The 20,956-nt window shown below is 71.3% G+C and carries 17 protein-coding genes; all 17 read left to right on the plus strand.

Annotated elements, in window-relative coordinates:
* Window positions 1-123 precede the first annotated feature (123 nt).
* Complete coding sequence (locus HNR67_RS14690; protein WP_185010661.1) at window positions 124-1,635, plus strand: UDP-N-acetylmuramoyl-L-alanyl-D-glutamate--2,6-diaminopimelate ligase; 1,512 nt, start codon at window positions 124-126, stop codon at window positions 1,633-1,635.
* Window positions 1,632-3,107, plus strand: a complete 1,476-nt coding sequence (locus tag HNR67_RS14695) for a UDP-N-acetylmuramoyl-tripeptide--D-alanyl-D-alanine ligase (protein ID WP_185002571.1) — start codon at window positions 1,632-1,634, stop codon at window positions 3,105-3,107. Before HNR67_RS14690 ends, HNR67_RS14695 begins: the two co-directional genes overlap by 4 nt.
* The gene (gene mraY / locus HNR67_RS14700; RefSeq protein WP_185002572.1) at window positions 3,104-4,198 is read left to right on the plus strand and encodes a phospho-N-acetylmuramoyl-pentapeptide-transferase; all 1,095 of its coding nucleotides are present in this window, start codon (window positions 3,104-3,106) and stop codon (window positions 4,196-4,198) included. The genes HNR67_RS14695 and mraY overlap by 4 nt, the downstream gene beginning before the upstream one ends.
* Window positions 4,195-5,562 carry a UDP-N-acetylmuramoyl-L-alanine--D-glutamate ligase gene (gene murD / locus HNR67_RS14705; protein ID WP_185002573.1) on the plus strand — a complete coding sequence of 456 codons (1,368 nt, stop codon included), beginning with the start codon at window positions 4,195-4,197 and terminating at the stop codon, window positions 5,560-5,562. Before mraY ends, murD begins: the two co-directional genes overlap by 4 nt.
* Window positions 5,563-5,569: 7 nt before the next feature.
* Window positions 5,570-6,988 carry a putative lipid II flippase FtsW gene (gene ftsW / locus HNR67_RS14710; protein ID WP_185002575.1) on the plus strand — a complete coding sequence of 473 codons (1,419 nt, stop codon included), beginning with the start codon at window positions 5,570-5,572 and terminating at the stop codon, window positions 6,986-6,988.
* 128 nt (window positions 6,989-7,116) lie between these two features.
* A complete protein-coding gene (murG, locus tag HNR67_RS14715) occupies window positions 7,117-8,220 on the plus strand; it encodes an undecaprenyldiphospho-muramoylpentapeptide beta-N-acetylglucosaminyltransferase (RefSeq protein ID WP_312987271.1) in 1,104 nt (367 codons plus the stop codon).
* Window positions 8,221-8,291: 71 nt separating this feature from the next.
* Window positions 8,292-9,650, plus strand: coding sequence for a UDP-N-acetylmuramate--L-alanine ligase (murC, locus tag HNR67_RS14720; RefSeq protein ID WP_221490760.1), 1,359 nt, complete (start codon window positions 8,292-8,294; stop codon window positions 9,648-9,650).
* Window positions 9,647-10,426, plus strand: a complete 780-nt coding sequence (locus HNR67_RS14725) for a cell division protein FtsQ/DivIB (RefSeq protein ID WP_185002577.1) — start codon at window positions 9,647-9,649, stop codon at window positions 10,424-10,426. Before murC ends, HNR67_RS14725 begins: the two co-directional genes overlap by 4 nt.
* Window positions 10,426-10,941 (plus strand): DinB family protein, encoded by a 516-nt coding sequence (locus tag HNR67_RS14730; protein ID WP_185002578.1) that lies wholly within the window; start codon window positions 10,426-10,428, stop codon window positions 10,939-10,941. The genes HNR67_RS14725 and HNR67_RS14730 overlap by 1 nt, the downstream gene beginning before the upstream one ends.
* Before the next feature lie 245 nt (window positions 10,942-11,186).
* Window positions 11,187-12,545 carry a cell division protein FtsZ gene (ftsZ, locus tag HNR67_RS14735; protein ID WP_185002579.1) on the plus strand — a complete coding sequence of 453 codons (1,359 nt, stop codon included), beginning with the start codon at window positions 11,187-11,189 and terminating at the stop codon, window positions 12,543-12,545.
* Window positions 12,546-13,370: 825 nt separating this feature from the next.
* Window positions 13,371-14,075, plus strand: a complete 705-nt coding sequence (gene pgeF / locus HNR67_RS14740) for a peptidoglycan editing factor PgeF (protein ID WP_185002580.1) — start codon at window positions 13,371-13,373, stop codon at window positions 14,073-14,075.
* A complete protein-coding gene (locus HNR67_RS14745) occupies window positions 14,075-14,815 on the plus strand; it encodes a YggS family pyridoxal phosphate-dependent enzyme (protein ID WP_185002581.1) in 741 nt (246 codons plus the stop codon). Before pgeF ends, HNR67_RS14745 begins: the two co-directional genes overlap by 1 nt.
* A gap of 57 nt (window positions 14,816-14,872) precedes the next feature.
* Window positions 14,873-15,568 carry a cell division protein SepF gene (locus HNR67_RS14750; protein ID WP_185002582.1) on the plus strand — a complete coding sequence of 232 codons (696 nt, stop codon included), beginning with the start codon at window positions 14,873-14,875 and terminating at the stop codon, window positions 15,566-15,568.
* A 19-nt stretch (window positions 15,569-15,587) separates the two neighbouring features.
* Window positions 15,588-15,872, plus strand: coding sequence for a YggT family protein (locus HNR67_RS14755; protein ID WP_185002583.1), 285 nt, complete (start codon window positions 15,588-15,590; stop codon window positions 15,870-15,872).
* A 46-nt stretch (window positions 15,873-15,918) separates the two neighbouring features.
* Entirely contained in the window at window positions 15,919-16,746 is an 828-nt protein-coding gene (gene wag31 / locus HNR67_RS14760; protein WP_185002584.1) for a DivIVA-like cell division protein Wag31, read from the plus strand.
* 25 nt (window positions 16,747-16,771) lie between these two features.
* Window positions 16,772-17,374: a hypothetical protein gene (locus HNR67_RS14765; RefSeq protein WP_185002586.1), complete on the plus strand. Its 603-nt coding sequence runs from the start codon at window positions 16,772-16,774 to the stop codon at window positions 17,372-17,374.
* A 420-nt stretch (window positions 17,375-17,794) separates the two neighbouring features.
* Window positions 17,795-20,953 carry an isoleucine--tRNA ligase gene (gene ileS / locus HNR67_RS14770; RefSeq protein WP_185002587.1) on the plus strand — a complete coding sequence of 1,053 codons (3,159 nt, stop codon included), beginning with the start codon at window positions 17,795-17,797 and terminating at the stop codon, window positions 20,951-20,953.
* Window positions 20,954-20,956: the final 3 nt, after the last annotated feature.

The following is a 20,956-nucleotide window of genomic DNA, read 5'->3' on the forward strand; positions in this document are numbered from 1 at the left end:
AGTCGGGCCGTGCTAGGCCACTCAGCGCACGCCGGTAGCCTCTCGCGCGTGCCATCAGTGGTCGCTACAGCCCCGCCTCGCCCGTCGCTGACCGAGCCGGTCCGACTGGACGAGCTAGCCGGCATGGTCGGCGCCGTTCTCGCTGGTGACAACGGCCGCGAACACGCTGCGGTCCGGGTCACCGGCGCCACCCTGCGCGCGCAGCAGGCCCAGCCAGGCGACCTGTTCGCCGGACTGCCGGGAGCCCGCGCGCACGGGGCCCAGTTCATCGCCCAGGCCGTCGAGGGCGGCGCGATCGCGCTGTTCACCGACGCCGCGGGCGCTGAGCTGCCCGAGGTGCGCGCGGCAGGCCTGCCGGTGCTGGTGCACCCGGATCCGCGCGCTGTGCTGGGTGAACTGGCCGCCCGGATCTACGGCAACCCCTCCGACCGGCTCTCGATCATCGGCATCACCGGCACCTCGGGGAAGACCACGGTCAGCACGCTGATCGAGGCCGGACTGCGCGCCGCGGGCCGCACCACCGGGCTGATCGGCACGGTGGCCACGGTGATCGCCGGGGACCGGCTGGACAGCGCGTTCACCACCCCGGAGGCCCCGGACCTGCAGGCGCTGTTCGCGCTGATGCTCGAACGCGGGGTCAGCGACGTGGCCATCGAGGTCTCCAGCCACGCGCTCTCCCTCGGCCGGGTCGCGGGCACCCACTTCACCGTGGGCGCCTTCACCAACCTGTCCCAGGACCACCTGGACTTCCACGCCGACATGGCCGACTACTTCGCCGCCAAGGCCAAGCTGTTCGACGGCCGGGCGGATCAGGCCGTGGTGATGGTGGACGGCGAGTGGGGCCGCAAGCTGGTCACCGAGGACACCGTCACCGTCGCCCTGGACGGCGAGGCCACCTGGCGAGCCGCCGACATCAGCACCGAGACCACCGGCATCCAGCGCTTCCGCGCGCTCGGCCCGGACGGCATCGAGCTGAAACTGGCCATCCGGCTGCCCGGCGACTTCAACGTGGCCAACGCGCTGCTGGCCGCCGCCTGCCTGCACGCGGCCGGGGTGCCGGACGCGGCCATCATCGAGGGCCTCTCCAGCGTGGACGTGCCCGGCCGGATGGAACGGGTGGTGCGCGGCCAGGACTTCACCGCGGTGGTGGACTACTCGCACAAGCCCGGCGCGGTCGCCGCGGTGCTGGACTCGGTGCGTGAACAGGCCAAGGACAGCCGGATCATCGTGGTGCTGGGCTGCGGCGGCGACCGGGACAGCGCCAAACGGCCGGTGATGGGCGAGGCCGCCACCCGCCGCGCCGAGCTGACCATCGTCACCGACGACAACCCGCGTACCGAGGATCCGGCCGCGATCAGGGCCGCCATGCTGGCCGGCGCGCTGGCCGTGCCCGAGGCCGAGCGCGGCGAGGTCATCGAGATCGGCGACCGCGCCGCCGCCATCCGCGAGGCCGTGCGCCGCGCGGGTCCCGGTGACGTGGTGGTCGTGGCGGGCAAGGGCCACGAGACCGGCCAGGAGATCAACGGCGTCGTGCAGCCCTTCGACGACCGGCAGGTGCTGTCCGGGGCGATCGACGCGCAACTGTCCGGCAACCCCGGTGGCGCTACCGGCGTCCACCACACGGAGGGTTCATGATTCCGCTCAGCCTCGCCGAGATCGCAGCAGCGGTCGGCGGGCGCCTGCACCACACCGACGGCAGTCCACTGGTCACCGGGAGCGTGGAGTTCGACTCGCGTGAACTGACCGAGGGCGGCCTGTTCCTGGCCCTGCCAGGGCTGAAGGTGGACGGCCACGACTTCGCCGCCGCCGCGATCGCGGCAGGCGCGGCCGGTGTGCTGGCCGCGCGGGAGGTCGACGCGCCCGCGGTGATCGTGCCGCCGGTCAGTGAGGCCAACCGGGGTTCGGTGGCGCTGACCGGCGACACCGACGGCTCCGGCGCCGCGGTGCTGGCCGCGCTCGGCAAACTGGCCCGGCTCACGGTGGACACGCTGGCGCCCAAGGGACTCACCGTCGTGGGCATCACCGGCTCCTCCGGCAAGACCTCCACCAAGGACCTCATCGCCCAGGTGGTCGAGCCGATGGGCCCGACGGTCGCGCCGCCCGGCTCGTTCAACAACGAGCTTGGCCACCCGTGGACCGTGCTGCGCGCCGACGCCGACACCCGCTTCCTGGTCCTGGAACTCTCCGCGCGCGGGGTGGGCCACATCGGCCAGCTCTGCCGCACCGCGCCGCCCCGGATCGGGGTGGTGATCAACGTCGGCACCGCGCACCTGGGCGAGTTCGGCTCCCAGGAGGCGGTCGCCCAGACCAAGGGCGAACTCGCCGAATCCCTGCCGTCGGCCGAAGAGGGCGGCGTGGCCATCCTCAACGCCGACGACCCGCTGGTCGCCGCGATGGCACAGCGCAGCAAAGCCAAGATCGTCTTCTTCGGGACCGACCCGAAGGCCACCGTGCGCGCCGAGGACGTCGACCTCGACGAGCAGGCCAGGGCCACCTTCCGCCTGGTCACCCCGGCCGGGGAGGCCCAGGTCCGGCTCGGGCTGCACGGCGCGCACCACGTGTCCAACGCACTGGCCGCGGCCGCGGTCGCGCTGGAACTGGGCGCCACGCCGGCGGAGGTCGCCGACCGGCTCTCCGCGGCGCGACGGGTCTCGGCCCGCCGCATGGAGGTCACCACCCGCGCCGACGGCGTCACGGTGGTCAACGATTCGTACAACGCCAACCCGGAGTCGGTGCGCGCCGCGCTCAAGACCCTGGCCGCCATGAGCCGCACCGAGCCCCGCCGCCGCAGTTGGGCCGTGCTCGGGCTGATGGGGGAGCTGGGCGAGGACAGCATCGCCGCGCACGACTCGATCGGCCGCTACGCGGTCCGGCTCGACGTCAACCGGCTCGTCGTGGTCGGCGAGCAGGCGGGCGCGATGCACCAGGGCGCGTACCTCGAAGGGTCATGGGGAGAGGAGTCCGTACTCGTGCCGGACGTCGAAGCCGCCATCGCGCTGCTGCGCGAACAGGTGCGGCCAGGGGACGTCGTGCTGGTCAAGGCCAGCAAGGTGGCCGCGCTGTGGCGGGTCGCCGACGCGTTGCTCGAGGGCGGTGACACCGCGTGAAGGGCATTCTCGTCGCGGGCGCGATCGCGCTCATGGTCTCCATCCTGCTCACCCCCTACCTGGTCAAGGTCTTCTCCCGGCAGGGATTCGGCCAGGAGATCAGGGAGGAGGGTCCCCAGCACCACAAGACCAAGCGCGGCACGCCCACCATGGGCGGCATCGCGATCCTGGTGGCCATGTGGGCCGGTTACGGCACCAGCCACCTGTTCGTCTACCTGACCAGGGGCACCGGCGACCAGGTCGGCCCGACCGCCTCCGGCATGCTGGTGCTGTTCCTGACCACCGGCCTGGGCCTGGTCGGCTTCCTGGACGACTTCATCAAGATCCGCAAGGCCCGCAACCTGGGCCTGTCCGGCACCGCGAAGATCGTCGGCCAGGTGCTGACCGCGACCATCTTCGGCTACCTGGTGCTGCAGTTCCCGGACGCCAGCGACTACCACCTCACCCCTGCCTCGGTGAACCTGTCCTTCGTCAGGGACATCTCGATCATCTCCTTCGGCGCCATCGGGTTCATCATCTTCTGCAACCTGCTGGTGGCGGGCTGGTCCAACGCGGTCAACCTGACCGACGGCCTGGACGGCCTGGCCGCGGGCACCGCGGCGATGGTGCTGGGCACCTACGTGGTCATCTCGTTCTGGCAGTTCCGGCTGGACTGCTCCGAGCGGCTCAACCCGGCCTGCTACTACGTCCGGGACCCGCTCGACCTGGCGATCGTGGCCGCCGCGGCGATGGCGGGCTGCGTCGGCTTCCTGTGGTGGAACGCGGCCCCGGCCAAGATCTTCATGGGCGACACCGGTTCGCTGGCCCTTGGTGGCCTGGTCGCGGGTCTGTCCATCGTGACCCGCACCGAGCTGCTGATGTTCGTCGTCGGCGGGCTGTTCGTGGTCGAGGTGCTCTCGGTGAGCCTGCAGATCCTGGTCTTCCGCACCACCAAACGAAGACTGTTCCGGATGGCGCCCTTCCACCATCACTTCGAGCTGGCCGGCTGGGCGGAAACCACGGTGATCATCAGATTCTGGCTGCTCGGCGGCATCTGCTGCATGATCGGCCTGGGTCTGTTCTACAGCGAGTGGCTGGCCACGGGCGGATGAGCCGGTCCCAGTTCGCCGGCGCCTCGGTCCTCGTCGCGGGGGCCGGGGTGTCCGGTCTGTCGGCCGCCCAGGCCCTGGCCGAGAACGGCGCCAAGGTCACCGTCACCGACGGCAATGAGTCCCGGCTGGCCTCGATCACCGAGTACGCCACCGCGCTCTCCCTCACCGAGCTGCCGCCCGGCACCGACCTGGTGGTCACCAGCCCCGGCTGGCGGCCGGACACCCCGCTGCTGGCCGCCGCCGCGGCCGAGGGCGTCGAGGTCATCGGCGAGGTCGAACTGGCCTGGCGACTGGACCAGGAGTCCGCGGACGGGCCGAGGGCCTGGCTGGTGGTCACCGGCACCAACGGCAAGACCACCACCATCGGCATGCTGGAACACATCCTGCGTGCCGCCGGGGCCGACGCGGTCGCCTGCGGCAACGTCGGCCTGCCGGTGGTGGACGCGGTCCGCGCCGGACACCGGGTGCTGGCCGTGGAACTGTCCAGCTTCCAGCTGCACTGGTCGCCCTCGGTGCGGCCCACCGCGGGCGCGCTGCTCAACATCGCCGAGGACCACCTGGACTGGCACGGCTCCCTGGACGCCTACGCCGCGGCCAAGGCCGCCGTGCTCACCGGCGAGGTGGCCATCGGCAACCTGGACGACCCACTGGTCGCCGAACTGCTGGCGGCCGCCCCGGCACCCCGCAAGATCGGCGTCACGCTGGGCGAACCAGCCCCCGGCCAGTTCGGCATCACCGGCGGCAACCTGGTGGACCGGGTCGAGCAGGCGGTACTCGCCGAGGCCGCCGCGATCCGCCCGGCCGGACCACCCGGACTCGCCGACGCACTGGTCGCGGCCGCACTGGCCCGCGCGCACGGCGTCTCCGCCGAAGCCGTCCGGGAGGGTCTGGGCAGCTTCCAGCCCATCGCGCACCGGGCCAGCCCGGTCGCCGAGGTCGACGGCGTGGTCTACATCGACGACTCCAAGGCCACCAACCCGCACGCCGCCGCCTCCTCCCTGCGCGCCCACGACCGGGTGATCTGGGTGGCCGGCGGACTGCTCAAGGGCGCCTCGGTCGAGGACCTCGTCGCCGAGGCCGCGCCGCGACTGGCAGGCGTGGTGCTGATCGGCCAGGACAAGGACGTGATCGCCGCCGCGCTGGCGCGACACGCGCCCGAGGTCCCCGTGCACACCGTGCCGGAGGGGGACGATGAACCCATGGTGTCGGTGGTGAGAGCGGCGAGCGCAATGGCACGACCGGGTGATGTTGTGCTACTGGCGCCCGCGGCGGCCTCCATGGACATGTTCACCGACTACACCCACCGCGGCCGCGCCTTCGCCCAAGCCGTCCGAGAGGTACATCAGTCGCCAGAGGCTGGGTGAGGCGGGGATGCCGCGACGGACCCGCAGGACCGCCCGCGTCTCCTGGCGTTCCGCCCTCACCGCCTGGCTGAGCAGGCCACTGGCCGACTTCCACCTGGTGCTGGCGGTCTTCGGCCTGCTCACCATCCTCGGCCTGGTCATGGTGCTCTCCGCCTCGATCCCGGACAGCCTGAACAAGTTCAACTCCTCGTTCGTGATCTTCGCCAAGCAGCTGGCCTACGTCTGCGTCGGCCTGGTGCTGTTCTGGATCGCGCTGCGGCTACCGGCCAGAACCCTGCGCAGACTCAGCATCCCGGCCATGGTGGTCAGCCTGCTGCTGCTCATCCTGGTGCTGGTGCCGGGCATCGGCGCCGAGCTGAACAAGGCGCGCAGCTGGTTCAAGATCGGCCCGCTGTCCTTCCAGCCGGTGGAACCGGCCAAGGTCGCGCTGGTGCTCTGGGGCGCGCACGTGCTGGCCACCAAACGCGCCATGCTGCACCAGTGGCGGCATCTGCTGGTGCCGCTGGTGCCCGCGGCGCTGATGATGTTCGCCCTGCTCATGCTGCAACCCGACCTCGGCTCCACCATCACCCTCGCGGTGATCGTGCTGTCCCTGCTCTGGTTCGCCGGCGCGCCGCTGCGGCTGTTCGGCGTGATCGCCCTCGGCGCGGTCACCGGCGCCATCGTGCTGGCCATGACCGCGGCCTACCGGCTGGAACGGCTGACCTCCTTCTTCAACCCCGACGCCGACCCGACCGCCTCCTACCAGTCCAAGCAGGCGCTCTACGCCCTTGGCGACGGCGGCATCTTCGGCGTGGGGCTCGGCCAGGGCAAGGCCAAGTGGAGCTATCTGCCCAACGTGCACAACGACTTCATCTTCGCCGTGGTCGGCGAGGAGCTCGGCCTGATCGGCGCGTTCCTGGTGCTGGTGCTCTTCGGCCTGCTCGCCTACGTCGGCCTGCGCATCTCCCAGCGCAACACCGACCCGTGGATCCGGCTGGTCTCCTCCACGCTGACCGTGTGGCTGGTGGCCCAGGCCGCGATCAACATCGGCTACGTGGTCGGGCTGCTCCCGGTCACCGGCCTGACCTTGCCGATGATCTCCTCCGGTGGCACCTCGGCCGCGGTGACCATGCTGGTCTTCGGCATCCTGGCCAACAACGCCCGGCACGAGCCGGAGGCCGTGGCCGCGTTGCGCACCCTCGGCCCCGGCCGGGTCGGCAAACTGCTCCGGCTGCCCGCGCCAGAGCCCTACCGGCCACCGGCCAAACGCAAGCCGGTGCGCCCGTCCACCCCACCCCGCCAGGCCGGTCGCCCGGTGCGCGCGGCCGCCCACCAGGCCGCCTCGGCCCAGGACGACCGGCGGCGCACCCGGCGCAGCACCGGCAGCCCCGATCCCCGGCGCAGAGCCGGCTACCCGAACAGCCGCGAGGGCCGGATCCGCTGATCCCCGTGCCTGGGCGCGCTGCGTAGCGCCCCGGGCGCACGCAGTGTCACAGGCGGATTTTGTTACCCTCGCGGCCATCCGATCCCCCCATGACGATGCCTGGGAATCCGGGCTGGAGGACTTCCGCAGTGTCTGGTGAAACCGTCCGAAGTGGACCCTGTGTCGTCGTCGCCGGTGGCGGCACCGCCGGGCACATCGAGCCCGCGCTGGCCCTGGCCGACGCGGTGCGCCGGATCCGCCCCGACGTGCGGGTCATCGCGCTGGGCACCGAACGGGGGCTGGAGAGCAAGATCGTGCCGGCCCGCGGGTACCAGCTCGAGCTGATCCCGCCGGTGCCGATGCCGCGCAAGCCCAGCCCGGAACTGCTCCGGCTGCCGCTGAAGGTCAGGGACGCGGTCCGCCGCACCCGCGAGGTCTTCGAGCGGCACGGCGCGGACGTGGTGGTCGGCTTCGGCGGCTACGTGGCGCTGCCCGCCTACCTGGCCGCCCGCGGCCGGGTGCCGATCGTGGTGCACGAGGCCAACGCGCGCACCGGCCTGGCCAACAAGGTCGGCGCCCGCTTCGCCGCCGCGGTGGCCGCCGCCGTGCCCGGCTCCGGCCTGCCCGGCGCCAGGGTCATCGGCATCCCGCTGCGCCAGTCCATCACCACCCTGGACCGGGCCGCGCTGCGCGATGAGGCCCGCCGCTACTTCGGCCTGCACCCCACCGCCCCCTGCCTGCTGGTGGTCGGTGGCTCCCAGGGCGCGCGCTCGATCAACTCCGCGGTCTCGGCCGCGGCCGGGCAGTTCGCCGCGGCCGGCATCGGCGTGCTGCACGCGCACGGGCCGAAGAACACCGTGGCCGTGCAGCAGGTGCCCTACGCCCCGGCCTACGTGCCAGTGCCCTACCTGGAGCGGATGGACCTGGCCTACGCCGCCGCGGACGCGGTGCTCTGCCGCTCCGGCGCGATGACCGTGGCCGAGGTCTCCGCGCTCGGGCTGCCCGCGGTGTTCGTGCCGCTGCCGCACGGCAACGGCGAGCAGGCGCTCAACGCCAACCCGGTGGTGGACAACGGCGGCGGCATCATCATCGCCGACGGCGAGCTGACCGCGCAGCGGATCGGCGAGCAGGTCATCCCGATCCTGCGCGACCCGGAGCGGCTGGCCAAGATGGGCGCGGCCGCCCAGTCCGGCGGGCACCGCGAGGCCGATGTGGTGCTGGCCCGCATGGTGCTGGACCTGGTGCGCCGGTGAGCGCCCCCGAGGTCGGCCCGCTCGACGATCGCCTGGCCCGCACCCACCTGGTGGGCATCGGCGGCGCCGGGATGAGCGGCATCGCCCGGATCCTGCTGGCCCGCGGCGCCCGGGTGTCCGGCTCCGACGCCAAGGACTCGCCAACCGTGCTCGCGCTGCGCGCCCAGGGCGCGGAGATCAGCGCCGGGCACGCGGGGGAGAACCTGGACCAGCTCGACGGCGGCCCCACCGCGGTGGTGGTCTCCACCGCGATCCGGCCGGACAACCCGGAGCTGGTGGCCGCGCGGGAACGCGGGATCACCGTGCTGCGCCGGGCCGAGGCGCTGGGCGCGCTGATGGCCGGGCACCGGGTGGCCTGCATCGCGGGCACCCACGGCAAGACCTCCACCACCTCCATGCTCACCGTGGCCCTGCAGCACTGCAGGCTGGACCCCTCCTTCGCCATCGGCGGGGACCTCAACGAGTCCGGCGCCAACGCCCACCACGGCAGCGGCGGCGCCTTCGTGGCCGAGGCCGATGAGTCCGACGGCTCGTTCCTGGTGTTCAGCCCGTCGGTCGCGGTGGTCACCAACGTGGAGGCCGACCACCTGGACCACCACGGCACGGTCGAGGCATACGTCGCGGTCTTCGACGAGTTCGTCGGCCGGATCGAACCCGGCGGCGTGCTCATCGCCAACGCCGACGACCCCGGTTCGGCCGCACTGGCCGACCGCGCCGCCGCCCAGGGCGTGCGGGTGCTGCGCTACGGCCGGGCCGAGGGCGCGGACGCGCACCTGCTCGCGCACCGGCCCACCGCGGCCGGTGGCGAGGCGGAGCTGGAGCTGAACGGGGAGAAGGTCACCGTCACGGTGGCCGTGCCCGGCGAGCACATGGCGGGCAACGCGGTCGCCGCGCTGCTGGCCGGACTCGAACTGGGCGCGCCGCTGACCGGTCTGCTGGAGGGGCTGGCCGCCTTCGGTGGCGTGCGCCGCCGGTTCGAGTTCAAGGGCCAGGCCGCCGGGGTGCGGGTCTACGACGACTACGCGCACCACCCCACCGAGGTCGACGCCCAGCTGCGCGCCGCCCGTCCGGTGGTCGGTGGCACCGGCAGGCTGGTCACCGTGTTCCAGCCACACCTGTACTCGCGCACCAAGGCCTTCTGCGCCGAGTTCGCCCAGGCGCTGGCCCTGGCCGACGAGGTCGTGGTGCTGGACGTCTACGGGGCACGTGAGGAGCCGCAACCGGGCATCACCGGCGAGCTGGTGGCCGAGAACGTGCCGCTGCCCCAGGGCCGGGTGCACTACGAGTCCTCCTTCAGCCACGCGCCCAAGCTGGTGGCGGGCCTGGTCCGGCCGGGTGACCTGGTGATCACCATGGGCGCCGGCGATGTCACCATGCTCGGCCCGGAGATCCTGAGCGAGCTGGCCGGCGGCGAGGACGCCGGACGATGAGCGCGACGCCGCAGCGCGGCAGGCGGTACACCGACCCGCGCCGGGCGGCCCGGCCGCGCCCGGCGTCGGTGCGCGGCCGCCGTCCGGCCGCGCGGCGGCGGGTGGCCAAACTCCGCAGGCTGCTGCGGCCCTGGGTGCTCATGTCCGCGGTGACGGTGCTGGTCGGGCTGGGGTACGTGCTCTATTACACCGGGCTGTTCGCGGTCAGGGAGGTGCGGTTCGAGGGTCTCAAGGCGCTCAGCGCCGAGGACATCCGGACCGCGGCCAACGTGCCCGACGGCACCCCGCTGCTGCAGGTGGACACCGAGGAGGTGGCGGCCAGGATCGGCGCCGTGCCCAGGGTGTTCACCGTGCGGGTGGAGCGCTCCTTCCCGAGCAGCCTGGTGGTCACCGTGGACGAGCGCAGCCCGGTGGCGGTCTTCGAGGGCGCGGACGGCCCGCAGCTGGTGGACAGCACCGGCCGGGCCTACGCCACCGTGCCCAAACCACCGGACGGCCTGCCCGCGCTGAAGGTGCGCAGCGCCGCGCCGGATGATCCGGCCGCCAAGGCCGCGGTGGACGTGCTGGCCGCGGTGCCGGAGAAACTGCGGCCGGAGGTGCTGGAGGTCTTCGCCGAGGTGCCCGGCGACGTCCGGCTGCGGCTGACCGGCGGCCGCGAGGTCCGCTGGGGCAGCACCGCCGACTCCGACCGCAAGGCCCTCGTGCTGGAGCCGCTGCTGGGCAGGCCGGGGAAAATATTCAACATCTCCAGCCCCGACCTGCCTACTGTCGTCTGATGACCGAGCTGAAGATCGACACCAGACCCGAACCACCACTGGCCGCCGACGAACGCGACACCCTCACCGGCTTCCTGGACTTCCTGCGCGCCACGGTGGTCCTCAAGGCCACCGGACTGTCCGAAGTGGACGCTCGGAGATCGCTGATCCCCAGCTCACCGCTGATGACCGTGGTCGGACTGCTCAGCCACCTGCGCTGGGTGGAGTGGGCCTGGTTCAGCAACCGCGTCGACGACCAGCCCGGCGAACCGCCCTGGTACGGCGGCGACGAGGAGGCGGAGTTCCGGGTCCCGGAGGGGCGGCCGGTGGCCGCGGTGATCGCCGAGTACGAGCGGGAATGCGCGGCCAGCCGGGAGATCCTGGCCCGAAAGGACCTGTCGGCGACATTCGCTCATCCGCGACTCGGTACCGTATCCGTGCGCTGGGTGCTGACCCACATGATCGAGGAGACCGGACGCCATGCCGGTCACCTCGACCTCATCCGCGAGCTGCTCGACGGTGTGACCGGAGAGTGACGGACAGTGGGGACGTGCCCACGGCTTTCCGCCGTGGGTTACGTGTGCGGGTTCACTCGGCGTGGCTGCTGGACGGAGAACACCGACGGTGCATAACGTCCCGTTCGATGGTCAGGGGTTGACATAACTCTCAACCGACAGTTGAGGCTGAGGGTTTCGAGACGGGGCTGGCGCCGGGTGGCGACGGTCCAGACCCGCGAGCCACAGCACAGGAACACACAGCCACGATCAGGAAGGCGGACCCGATGACGCCCCCGCACAACTACCTCGCGGTGATCAAGGTCGTCGGAATCGGCGGCGGCGGCGTCAACGCGGTGAACCGCATGATCGAGGTTGGGCTCAAGGGAGTCGAGTTCATCGCGGTGAACACCGACGCCCAGGCACTGCTGATGTCCGACGCCGACGTGAAGCTCGACATCGGCCGCGAGTTGACCCGCGGTCTCGGTGCGGGCGCCAACCCCGAGGTCGGCCAGCGTGCCGCCGAGGACCACCGCGAAGAGATCGAAGAGGTCATCAAGGGCGCCGACATGGTCTTCGTGACCGCGGGCGAGGGCGGTGGCACGGGCACCGGCGGTGCGCCGGTGGTCGCCTCGATCGCCCGCAAGCTCGGCGCGCTGACCATCGGCGTGGTCACCCGCCCGTTCTCCTTCGAGGGCAAGCGCAGGGCGAAGCAGGCCGAGGACGGCATCCAGGCACTGCGCAACGAGTGCGACACCTTGATCGTCATCCCGAACGACCGGCTGCTCCAGCTCGGTGACATCGGCGTCAGCCTGATGGACGCCTTCCGCTCCGCCGACGAGGTCCTGCTCTCCGGTGTGCAGGGCATCACCGACCTGATCACCACCCCCGGTCTGATCAACCTGGACTTCGCCGACGTCAAGAGCGTCATGTCCGGTGCGGGCAGCGCCCTGATGGGCATCGGCTCGGCCCGCGGCGAGGGCCGCGCCGTCCAGGCAGCGGGCAAGGCGATCAACTCGCCGCTGCTGGAAGCCTCCATGGAAGGCGCGCACGGCGTGCTGCTCTCCATCGCGGGCGGCTCCGACCTGGGCCTGTTCGAGATCAACGAGGCGGCCTCGCTGGTCCAGGAAGCCGCCCACCCCGAAGCCAACATCATCTTCGGCACGGTGATCGACGACTCCCTCGGCGACGAGGTCCGCGTGACGGTAATAGCGGCTGGGTTCGACGGCGGCACCCCCACGCACAAGAAGCTGGAACCCGCCCCGGTCACCTCCCGTGCCCCCGTGGCCCCCGCCACCGCGGGCCAACTCGGCGGCACCCCCCAGCAGCAGCCCGAGCAGCCCCAGCAGCAGCCCGCGCCGCAACCCCAGCCCACCTACCAGCCCGCGCCGCAGCCGCACACGAGCTACCAGCCCGCCCCGCAGCCGCAGCCCGCGCCCCAGCCGGCGGTCCAGCAACCCCCGGCCCCCCAGCCCCACCAGCACCAGCCGACCAACCCCATGAACCCCCTCCCCCCACGCACCGGCGTACACGGCCTCCCCCCGGTCAACTCCGGCCTAGGCGGCGGCCTCCCGTCCCGCTCAGTCCCGGTAACCGACGAGCCCGACGACGACGAGGTCGACGTCCCCCCCTTCATGCGCCGCTAACCCACCCAACCCCAAAAGGGCCGCCCCCGGGCGGCCCTTTTGCTTGCCAGCGAACGGCGTGTTGGCCGTTATGGACGGACGGGGAAGCCCCTCACGACAGCCGGGCAGTTCCGGACCCGGAAGACAGCCGAGTCAGAGGCAGGACCCGCCCACCCGGCGTACGACAACCGCCAACCCGGCGTACAAGAACGGCCAACACCCGGTACGAGAACGGCCAACACACCGTCCCAGAACGGCCAACACGCCGGGAGCTTGAAACCCCAGCCCGCGTGTTGGCCGCTTTGGTACGGAGTGTTGGCCGTTCTGGGACACCACGTTGGCTGTTGTGGGACGCCGGGCGGGCGGAGCCCGGAGCGGCGAGCGTTGGGGGCAGGCGGGCGAAGCCCGGGAACGCTGCGGCTAGGCGGTTCCGACTCGCCGCGACCGGGCGGAGCCCGAGCACAAGCAGCCGGGGTGGCTTTTCAACAGTCCCCGAGCGGTTCCCCCATCCCCGTCAGCCTGGAGAGGACACACCGCATCCCGGGTGCGCAGACCGCAACCTGCCGCCGCCCTAGCTTCCCAACCGCACGGTCTGCGTGCCCGGGATGTGGTTTGGTATCGGAAGGCTGACGGGGATGGGGGAACCGTACGAGCACTGCTCTCTGCTCTTGACTTTCCCCCCATCCTTTGATTTCTGCCCGTCCGGCGAGGACGCTCTTGATCTTCGCTCTTGCCACAACCCGTCCCACAACCGCCAACACCCCGTACGACAACGGCCAACACGGCGTACAAGAACGGCCAACACTCCGTGTGGGGTGGCCGGGCAAGCGCGCTAACGTTCGGGACGTGCGTATTCGTCGTGTCATCACCACGCGCGCGGGCGGATCCTCGCGTGCGCCGTACGAGTCGTTCAACCTCGGCGATCACGTCGGTGACGCCACCGAGGCCGTGAGCGCCAACCGCAAGCGGCTCGCCGAGGGCATCGGTCTGGCCGAGGATCGCCTGGCCTGGATGGAACAGGTGCACGGCCGCACCGTCACCACCGTGACCGGCCCCCAGGCCAACCCGGCCGAGGCCACCGACGCCCTGGTCACCGCCGAGCCGGGACTCGCCCTCGTCGCCCTGACCGCGGACTGCGTCCCCGTCCTGCTCGGCGACGCCGAGGCGGGCGTGGTGGCCGCGGTACACGCGGGCCGGGTCGGCGCCAGGGTGGGCGTGGTGCCTGCCGCGCTGCGGGCCATGGACGCCGCAGGCGCGCGGATCGACCGGGTCGAGGCGTTGCTCGGGCCCTCGGTCTGCGGGGAGTGCTACGAGGTCCCGCAAGCCATGCAGGACGACGTCGGGGCGCACCTGCCCGGGGCGGCCTGCCGCACGCGCAAGGGCACCCCGGGGCTGGACCTGCGCGCCGGGCTCTGGCAGCAGCTCGCCGACGCGGGGGTGGCCAAGATCGGACTCGACCCGCGCTGCACGGTCGAGGACAAGACGTTGTTCAGCCATCGGCGCGACGGCAACACCGGCCGCCTCGCCTCGGTCGTCTGGGTGGAGGCGTGATGACCGGCGAGTTGACCGGGCAACAGCGGCGGGACGAGCTGGCCGCGGCGCTGGTGGAGATCCGGGAGCGGATCGACGCCGCCTGCGCCAAGGCGGGGCGGGACCCTGGCGAGGTCCAGCTGCTGCCGATCACCAAGAACTTCCCGGCCTCGGACGCGGCGCTGCTGGCCGAGCTGGGACTGACCGAGTTCGGCGAGTCCAGGGAGCAGGAGGCGGCCGCCAAGGCCGCCGAACTCGCCGCGGCCGGGATCCACCCGCGCTGGCACCTCATCGGGCGGCTCCAGCGCAACAAGTCACGCGCTGTGCTGCGCTGGGCCGGCGTAGTCCAGACGGTGGACAGCGTCCGGCTCGCCGAAGCCCTCGCGAACGCGGTCGCCAAGGCCCGTGCCGAGGGGGAGCGGGAGGCCCCGCTGGACGTGCTCGTGCAGCTGAGCCTGGATGGTGATCCACATCGCGGTGGGGTTCCGCAAGATCAACTCGCTGAGTTGGTGGCCAAGATCACGCGATCGGGTGAACTGAACCTGAAAGGTGTGATGGCCGTCGCACCCCTAGGTAGTAATCCCCATGACGCTTTCGGGGAACTCGCTGAGGTGTCCGCGCGTCTAAGGGACGAGCATCCAGGTGCCGTCGTGGTGTCCGCGGGTATGAGCGGGGACTTGGAAGCGGCGATTGACCACGGCTCGACCTGTGTGCGTGTCGGAACCTCGTTGCTCGGCGGACGGCGGCTAACCTCGCCCTAAGCCGTGGAAGCGGAGGCCACGGTGGGTGAGGTCGACCAGAAGTAGGAAGGGCTGGCGATGAGCGCGCTCCAGAAGCTGAAGGCCTACTTCGGAATGGTCCCCGCCGACGAAGTCGACCGGTACGCCGCCGAAGAGGACGACCGCTACCGCGGCCGCAGCCGCGAGTACGCGGACGAGTACGGCGACCGGGACTACGACGACCGCCGCTACGCCGACGCCGAGTACGAGTCCTACCCCGAGCGGGGCTCGCGCAGGCGCCGGTTCGGCACCTACCGGCCGGAACTGGTCGAGGACGTCGACGACTACGAGCCCGAGCCGGAGCCCGCGCGCACGCGCAGGCCCTGGGCGGCCACCACGTCGACGGCCAGCGTGTCCAGCACCCCCCAGACCCGCGGCGCGCTCGCCGTGGACTCACAGCCCCAGCACGAGCCCGCACCGCGGACCCGTGCGGTCATCGAGCACCCCTCGCACCCGCTCAGCCGGATCACCACCCTGGCCCCGCGCAGCTACCTGGAGGCGCGGACCATCGGCGAGCACTACCGCGAGGGCACCCCGGTGATCATCAATCTGACCGGGATGGCGGACGCCGACGCGCGCCGTCTGGTCGACTTCGCCGCCGGTCTGGCCTTCGCGCTGCGCGGCGATATCGACAAGGTCACCAACAAGGTGTTCCTTCTCTCACCCCCCAACGTCGACGTCACCGCGGAGGATCGCAGGCGCCTGGCGGAGGGTGGCTACTTCAGTCAGAGCTAGAAAGTGGCAGAGTGGAGGCGTGCTACCGGTCTGGGTCATCGCCTATTACCTGCTTTTCGCCTTCTGGCTGCTTCTGACCGCCAGGGTGGTCGTCGAGCTCGTCCGATCGTTCGCCAGGGACTGGCGACCGGCCGGCGGGGTTGCGGTGACGCTGGAGACCATCTACACAGTGACCGACCCCCCGGTCTCACTGGCCCGTCGGGTGATCCCGATGGTACGAATCGGGGGCATCGGACTGGACTTGTCGATTATGGTGCTGCTGCTGGTCGTGTTCATCCTGATGCGGCTGGTGCCGATCTCGTGACGGGGACCGGGATCGAAAGGCAGCCCCGAGTGCGTGAGGTGATCTGATGGGCTTGACCCCCGCCGACGTTCATAATGTGGCGTTCAGCAAGCCGCCGATAGGCAAGCGGGGCTACAACGAGGACGAGGTTGACGCCTTCCTCGACCTCATCGAGGCCGAGCTGGCAAGGCTGATCGAGGAGAACAACGACCTGCGTCAGCAGGTCGAACAGCTCGACAGCCAACTCGGCAACGCCCGCGTTGAGCTTGAGGACGCACGGAACAAGACTGTCGCGGGCGGGCACTCCCCGGTCCGCGCGGTCGACGAGCCGCGCCGCCTCACCCCCGTGCCCCCGCCCAGCGTGATGGAGCAGACCTCCCCCGGAGGCGACCACCACGTGCAGGCCGCCAAGGTCCTGGGCCTGGCCCAGGAGATGGCCGACCGGCTCACCGGTGAGGCCAAGGCGGAGTCCGACGGCATGCTCTCGGAGGCCCGGACCAAGTCCGAGCAGCTCCTTTCCGAGGCGCGCGCCAAGGCGGACAGCATGGTCAACGAGGCGCGCACGCGTGCCGAGACCATGCTCAACGACGCGCGCACCCGCGCGGAGACCCTGGAGCGTCAGGCCAGGGAGAAGGCCGCGGCCCTGGAACGGGACGCCCAGCGCAAGCACACCGAGGTGATGGGCTCCATCACCCAGGAGAAGAACGCGCTGGAGAAGAAGCTCGACACGCTGCGCACCTTCGAGCGTGAGTACCGCACCAGGTTGAAGACCTTCCTGGAGTCCCGCCTGCAGGAACTGATCGACCAGGGTTCCGCGGCCCCCGCGGCGCCGACGGAGAGCCGGGCCAACCAGTCCGGTTACACCTTCGGCACCCGTGCGGCCGAGGCCGGCTGATCCCGAGCGGTAGGGAGTAGGTCAGGTGCTGTACCTGGTCCTGCTGCTGGTGCTGGCCGCCTTCGGGCTGCTGGTCACCGCCCTGGTCTCCGGGGTGACCGCCTGGGCGTGGGGTTCGGTCGTCGCGAGCGTGGCAGCCGCGCTGCTGCTGTTCGCGGACTGGCTCCTGCGCCGACGACGGGCGCTCGCCGCGGATCCGGACCCGGCTGCTGATGGGGAAGTCGGCCGTCCGGACGCTGGAGAACACACCGGGGCGGCTGGCGCCGCGCGGGAGAAGGTCGTAACCGGGCCTGAGGACGACGAGGAAGCCGGGGATGCCGCTGTGAAGGCGGTGTCCCCGGCTGAGCCGTCCACGGGCTCTGGGGCGCTCACCGGCGGCACCGCCGCCGATCCGGGCGAGGAGGACACCGACGCCGCCGATCTGCTGATCGTGGCGGCGCTGGAGGCCGAGGTGCGGGTGGTCGACGAGCACCCGCGCTACCACCTGGCCGAGTGCACCTGGCTGACCGGCTCGGCCACGCTGCGACTGCCCGTGCGGGAAGCCCGCGAACTGGGCTTCACCCCCTGCGGGCGCTGCGGGCCGGACCGCGGACTGGCGGCAGCGCACCGGGCCGATCGCGCCCGCTGAGTCCACCGCATCGTCCAAGTCACACCCGCCTGATCAATCTCAAGTTGCCTAAGTAGTACCAACTCACCCACAGTGACCCCATTCGGGGGAGCACAACGGGTTTGGCAACCTGTATGGCCTAGCGTCGCGGCCCGGAGCGGGTGGCCGGGATCCGATTTGCCAGTCGAGTTACCCTTGACACACAGGCGCTGATCCGGACATCACCGGGGAGCCTCCGGAAGAACGGGCGGTCCGCCGCCTCAGTAGAACCGGACGGGACGGCCCGTCACAGCCGAGAAACGAGAGGCCGGTCCGCCAGGGAGAACTCCCGGGCAGGCCGGCAAGCGGGGTGGTACCGCGGAGCGCCGGCGACGGCGCGTCGTCCCCGTGTGGGCGTGAGCCCGTACGAGCCGACGACCGCACGCGAGGAGCATCCCCGTCATGGCCTACCCCAAGGTCGAACTCGACAGCGCGGCAGGCGTGCCCGCCCAGCCGTCCTTCCCGGTGCTGGAACAGGACGTGCTGGCCTACTGGGCCGCCGACCGGACCTTCGAGGCGAGCATCGAGAACCGCCCGGCCGGGGACGAGGGCCGCAACGAGTTCGTCTTCTACGACGGCCCGCCCTTCGCCAACGGCCTGCCGCACTACGGCCACCTGCTCACCGGCTACGTCAAGGACGTGGTGCCGCGCTACCAGACCATGCTGGGCCGCCGGGTCGAGCGCCGCTTCGGCTGGGACTGCCACGGCATGCCCGCGGAGTTCGCGGTGGAGAAGGAACTCGGCATCACGCACAAGTCCGAGATCGAGCAGCTCGGCATCGACAAGTTCAACGAGGCCTGCCGCGCCTCGGTGCTGCAGTTCACCGGCGACTGGCGGGACTACGTCACCCGGCAGGCCCGCTGGGTGGACTTCGACAACGACTACAAGACCCTGGACCTCCCCTACATGGAGAGCGTCATGTGGGCCTTCAAGTCGCTGTGGGACAAGGGCCTGGTCTACGAGGGCTTCCGGGTGCTCTGGTACTGCTGGCGCTGCGAGACGCCGCTGTCCAACACCGAGACCAAGATGGACGACGTCTACCGCGACCGGCAGGACCCCGCGGTCACCGTCGGCATGCGGCTGGAGACCGGCGAACTGGCCCTGGTGTGGACGACCACGCCGTGGACGCTGCCGAGCAACCTGGCCATGGCCGTGCACCCCGACGTCGACTACGTGACCGTCGAGCACGAGGGCGAGCGCTACCTGCTGGCCGAGGCCCGGCTGGCCGCCTACGCCCGTGAGCTGGGCGAGGACGCCGCCGAGCACGTGGTGGCCCGCTACAAGGGGTCCGACCTCGTCGGCCGGAAGTACACGCCGGTGTTCCCGTTCTTCGCCGGGCGCGAGCGCGCGCACCAGGTGCTGGCCGCCGACTACGTCACCACCGAGGACGGCACCGGTGTCGTGCACATCGCGCCCGCCTTCGGTGAGGAGGACAAGCTCGTCACCGACGCCGCCGGGATCGAGGCGGTGGTGCCGGTGAACAGCCGCGGCGAGTTCACCACCGAGGTCCCGCCGTATGCCGGTCAGCACGTCTTCGAGTCGAACAAGGCGATCATCCGCGACCTCAAGGCAGCGGGCGTGCTGCTGCGGCACGAGACCTACAACCACCCGTACCCGCACTGCTGGCGCTGCGAGAGCCCGCTGATCCAGCGCGCGGTGTCGTCATGGTTCGTCGCGGTCAGCCAGTTCAAGGACCGGATGGTCGAGCTGAACCAGCAGATCAACTGGGTGCCTGGGCACATCAAGGACGGCCAGTTCGGCAAGTGGCTGGAGAACGCCCGCGACTGGTCGATCTCCCGCAACCGGTTCTGGGGCTCGCCGATCCCGGTGTGGACCTCCGACGACCCGGCCTACCCCCGGGTGGACGTCTACGGCTCGCTGGACGAGCTGGAGCGCGACTTCGGCGTGCGCCCGGACGACCTGCACCGGCCGGTGGTCGACGACCTGGTCCGGCCCAACCCGGACGACCCGACCGGCAAGTCGATGATGCGCCGGGTGCCCGAGGTGCTGGACTGCTGGTTCGAGTCCGGCTCGATGTCCTTCGCCCAGGTGCACTACCCGTTCGACAGTGACAGTGGGGGACACCCCCACACCCCCGGGCGAGAGTGGTTCGACAACCACTACCCCGGCGACTTCATCGTCGAGTACACCGCGCAGACCCGCGGCTGGTTCTACACCATGCACGTGCTGGCCACCGCGCTGTTCGACCGGCCTGCCTTCCGCAACTGCCTGGTGCACGGCACCGTGCTGGGCGATGACGGCCAGAAGATGTCCAAGTCGAAGCAGAACTACCCGGACGTCCGGGAGGTCTTCGACCGCGACGGCAGCGACGCCATGCGCTGGTTCCTGCTGGCCAGCCCGGTCTCCAGGGGCGGCGACCTGAGCGTGACCGAGCGCGGCATCCGGGACGCGGTCCGCCAGGCCGTGCTGCCGCTGTGGAACTCCTGGTACTTCCTGTCCCTCTACGCCAACGCGGCCGGGGTCGAGGGCACCTGGCGGGTGGACAGCGAGCACGTGCTGGACCGGTACGTGCTGGCCAAGACGCACGACCTGGTGCGCTCGGTGCGCGAGGCGCTGGACGGCTACGACCTGGCCACCGCGCACCAGTCCGTCCGGGACTTCCTGGAGGTGCTGACCAACTGGTACGTGCGCCGCTCCCGGGAACGGTTCTGGGCCGGTGAGCAGGACGCGGTGGACACCCTGCACACCGTGCTCGAGGTGGTCTGCCGGGTGGTCGCGCCGCTGCTGCCGCTGACCAGCGAGGCGGTCTGGCGCGGCCTGACCGGAGCGCGCTCGGTGCACCTGACCGACTACCCGGCGGTGGCCGACCTGCCCGCCGACGACAAGCTGGTCGCCGCCATGGACGAGGTGCGGCAGGTCTGCTCCACCGCGCTGTCCCTGCGCAAGGCGAACAAGCTGCGGGTCCGGCTGCCGCTGGCCAAGCTCGTGGTGGCCGCGCCCTACGCCGACGACCTGGCCCCGTTCAAGGAGCTGATCCGGGACGAGGTCAACGTCAAGGACGTGGTGCTGACCACCGACGTGGCCGCGCACGGCCGGGTCGAACTGGCCGTCAACGCCCGGGTCTGCGGGCCGCGGCTGGGCAAGGACGTGCAGAAGGTGATCAAGGCCGTCAAGGCGGGGGAGTGGACCACCAGCGAGACCGGCGCGGTGGTCGCGGCCGGGATCGAGCTGCTGCCCACGGAGTACGAGCAGCGGCTGGTCTCCTCCGACCCCGGTGCGGCGGCCGCGCTGCCCGGCGGCTCCGGCCTGGTCGTGCTGGACACCGAGGTGACCGCGGAACTCGCCGCCGAGGGCCTGGCCCGCGACTTGGTCCGGGTGATCCAGCAGGCCCGCCGCGAGGCGGGACTGGAGGTCTCCGACCGGATCGAACTGACCGTGGAGGTCCCGGCCGAGGTGGTCCCGGCGGTCACCGCGTTCGTGGAGTTCATCACCGCGGAGACCCTCGCGCGCTCGCTGACCCACGGTCCGGCCGGGGACGGCGGGTTCGCGGGCAGCGTGGGTGAGGGCACCGCGGTCAAGGTCGCCGTCACGAAGTCCTGATCC

The sequence above is a fragment of the Crossiella cryophila genome, from assembly GCF_014204915.1.
Taxonomy (GTDB): domain Bacteria; phylum Actinomycetota; class Actinomycetes; order Mycobacteriales; family Pseudonocardiaceae; genus Crossiella; species Crossiella cryophila.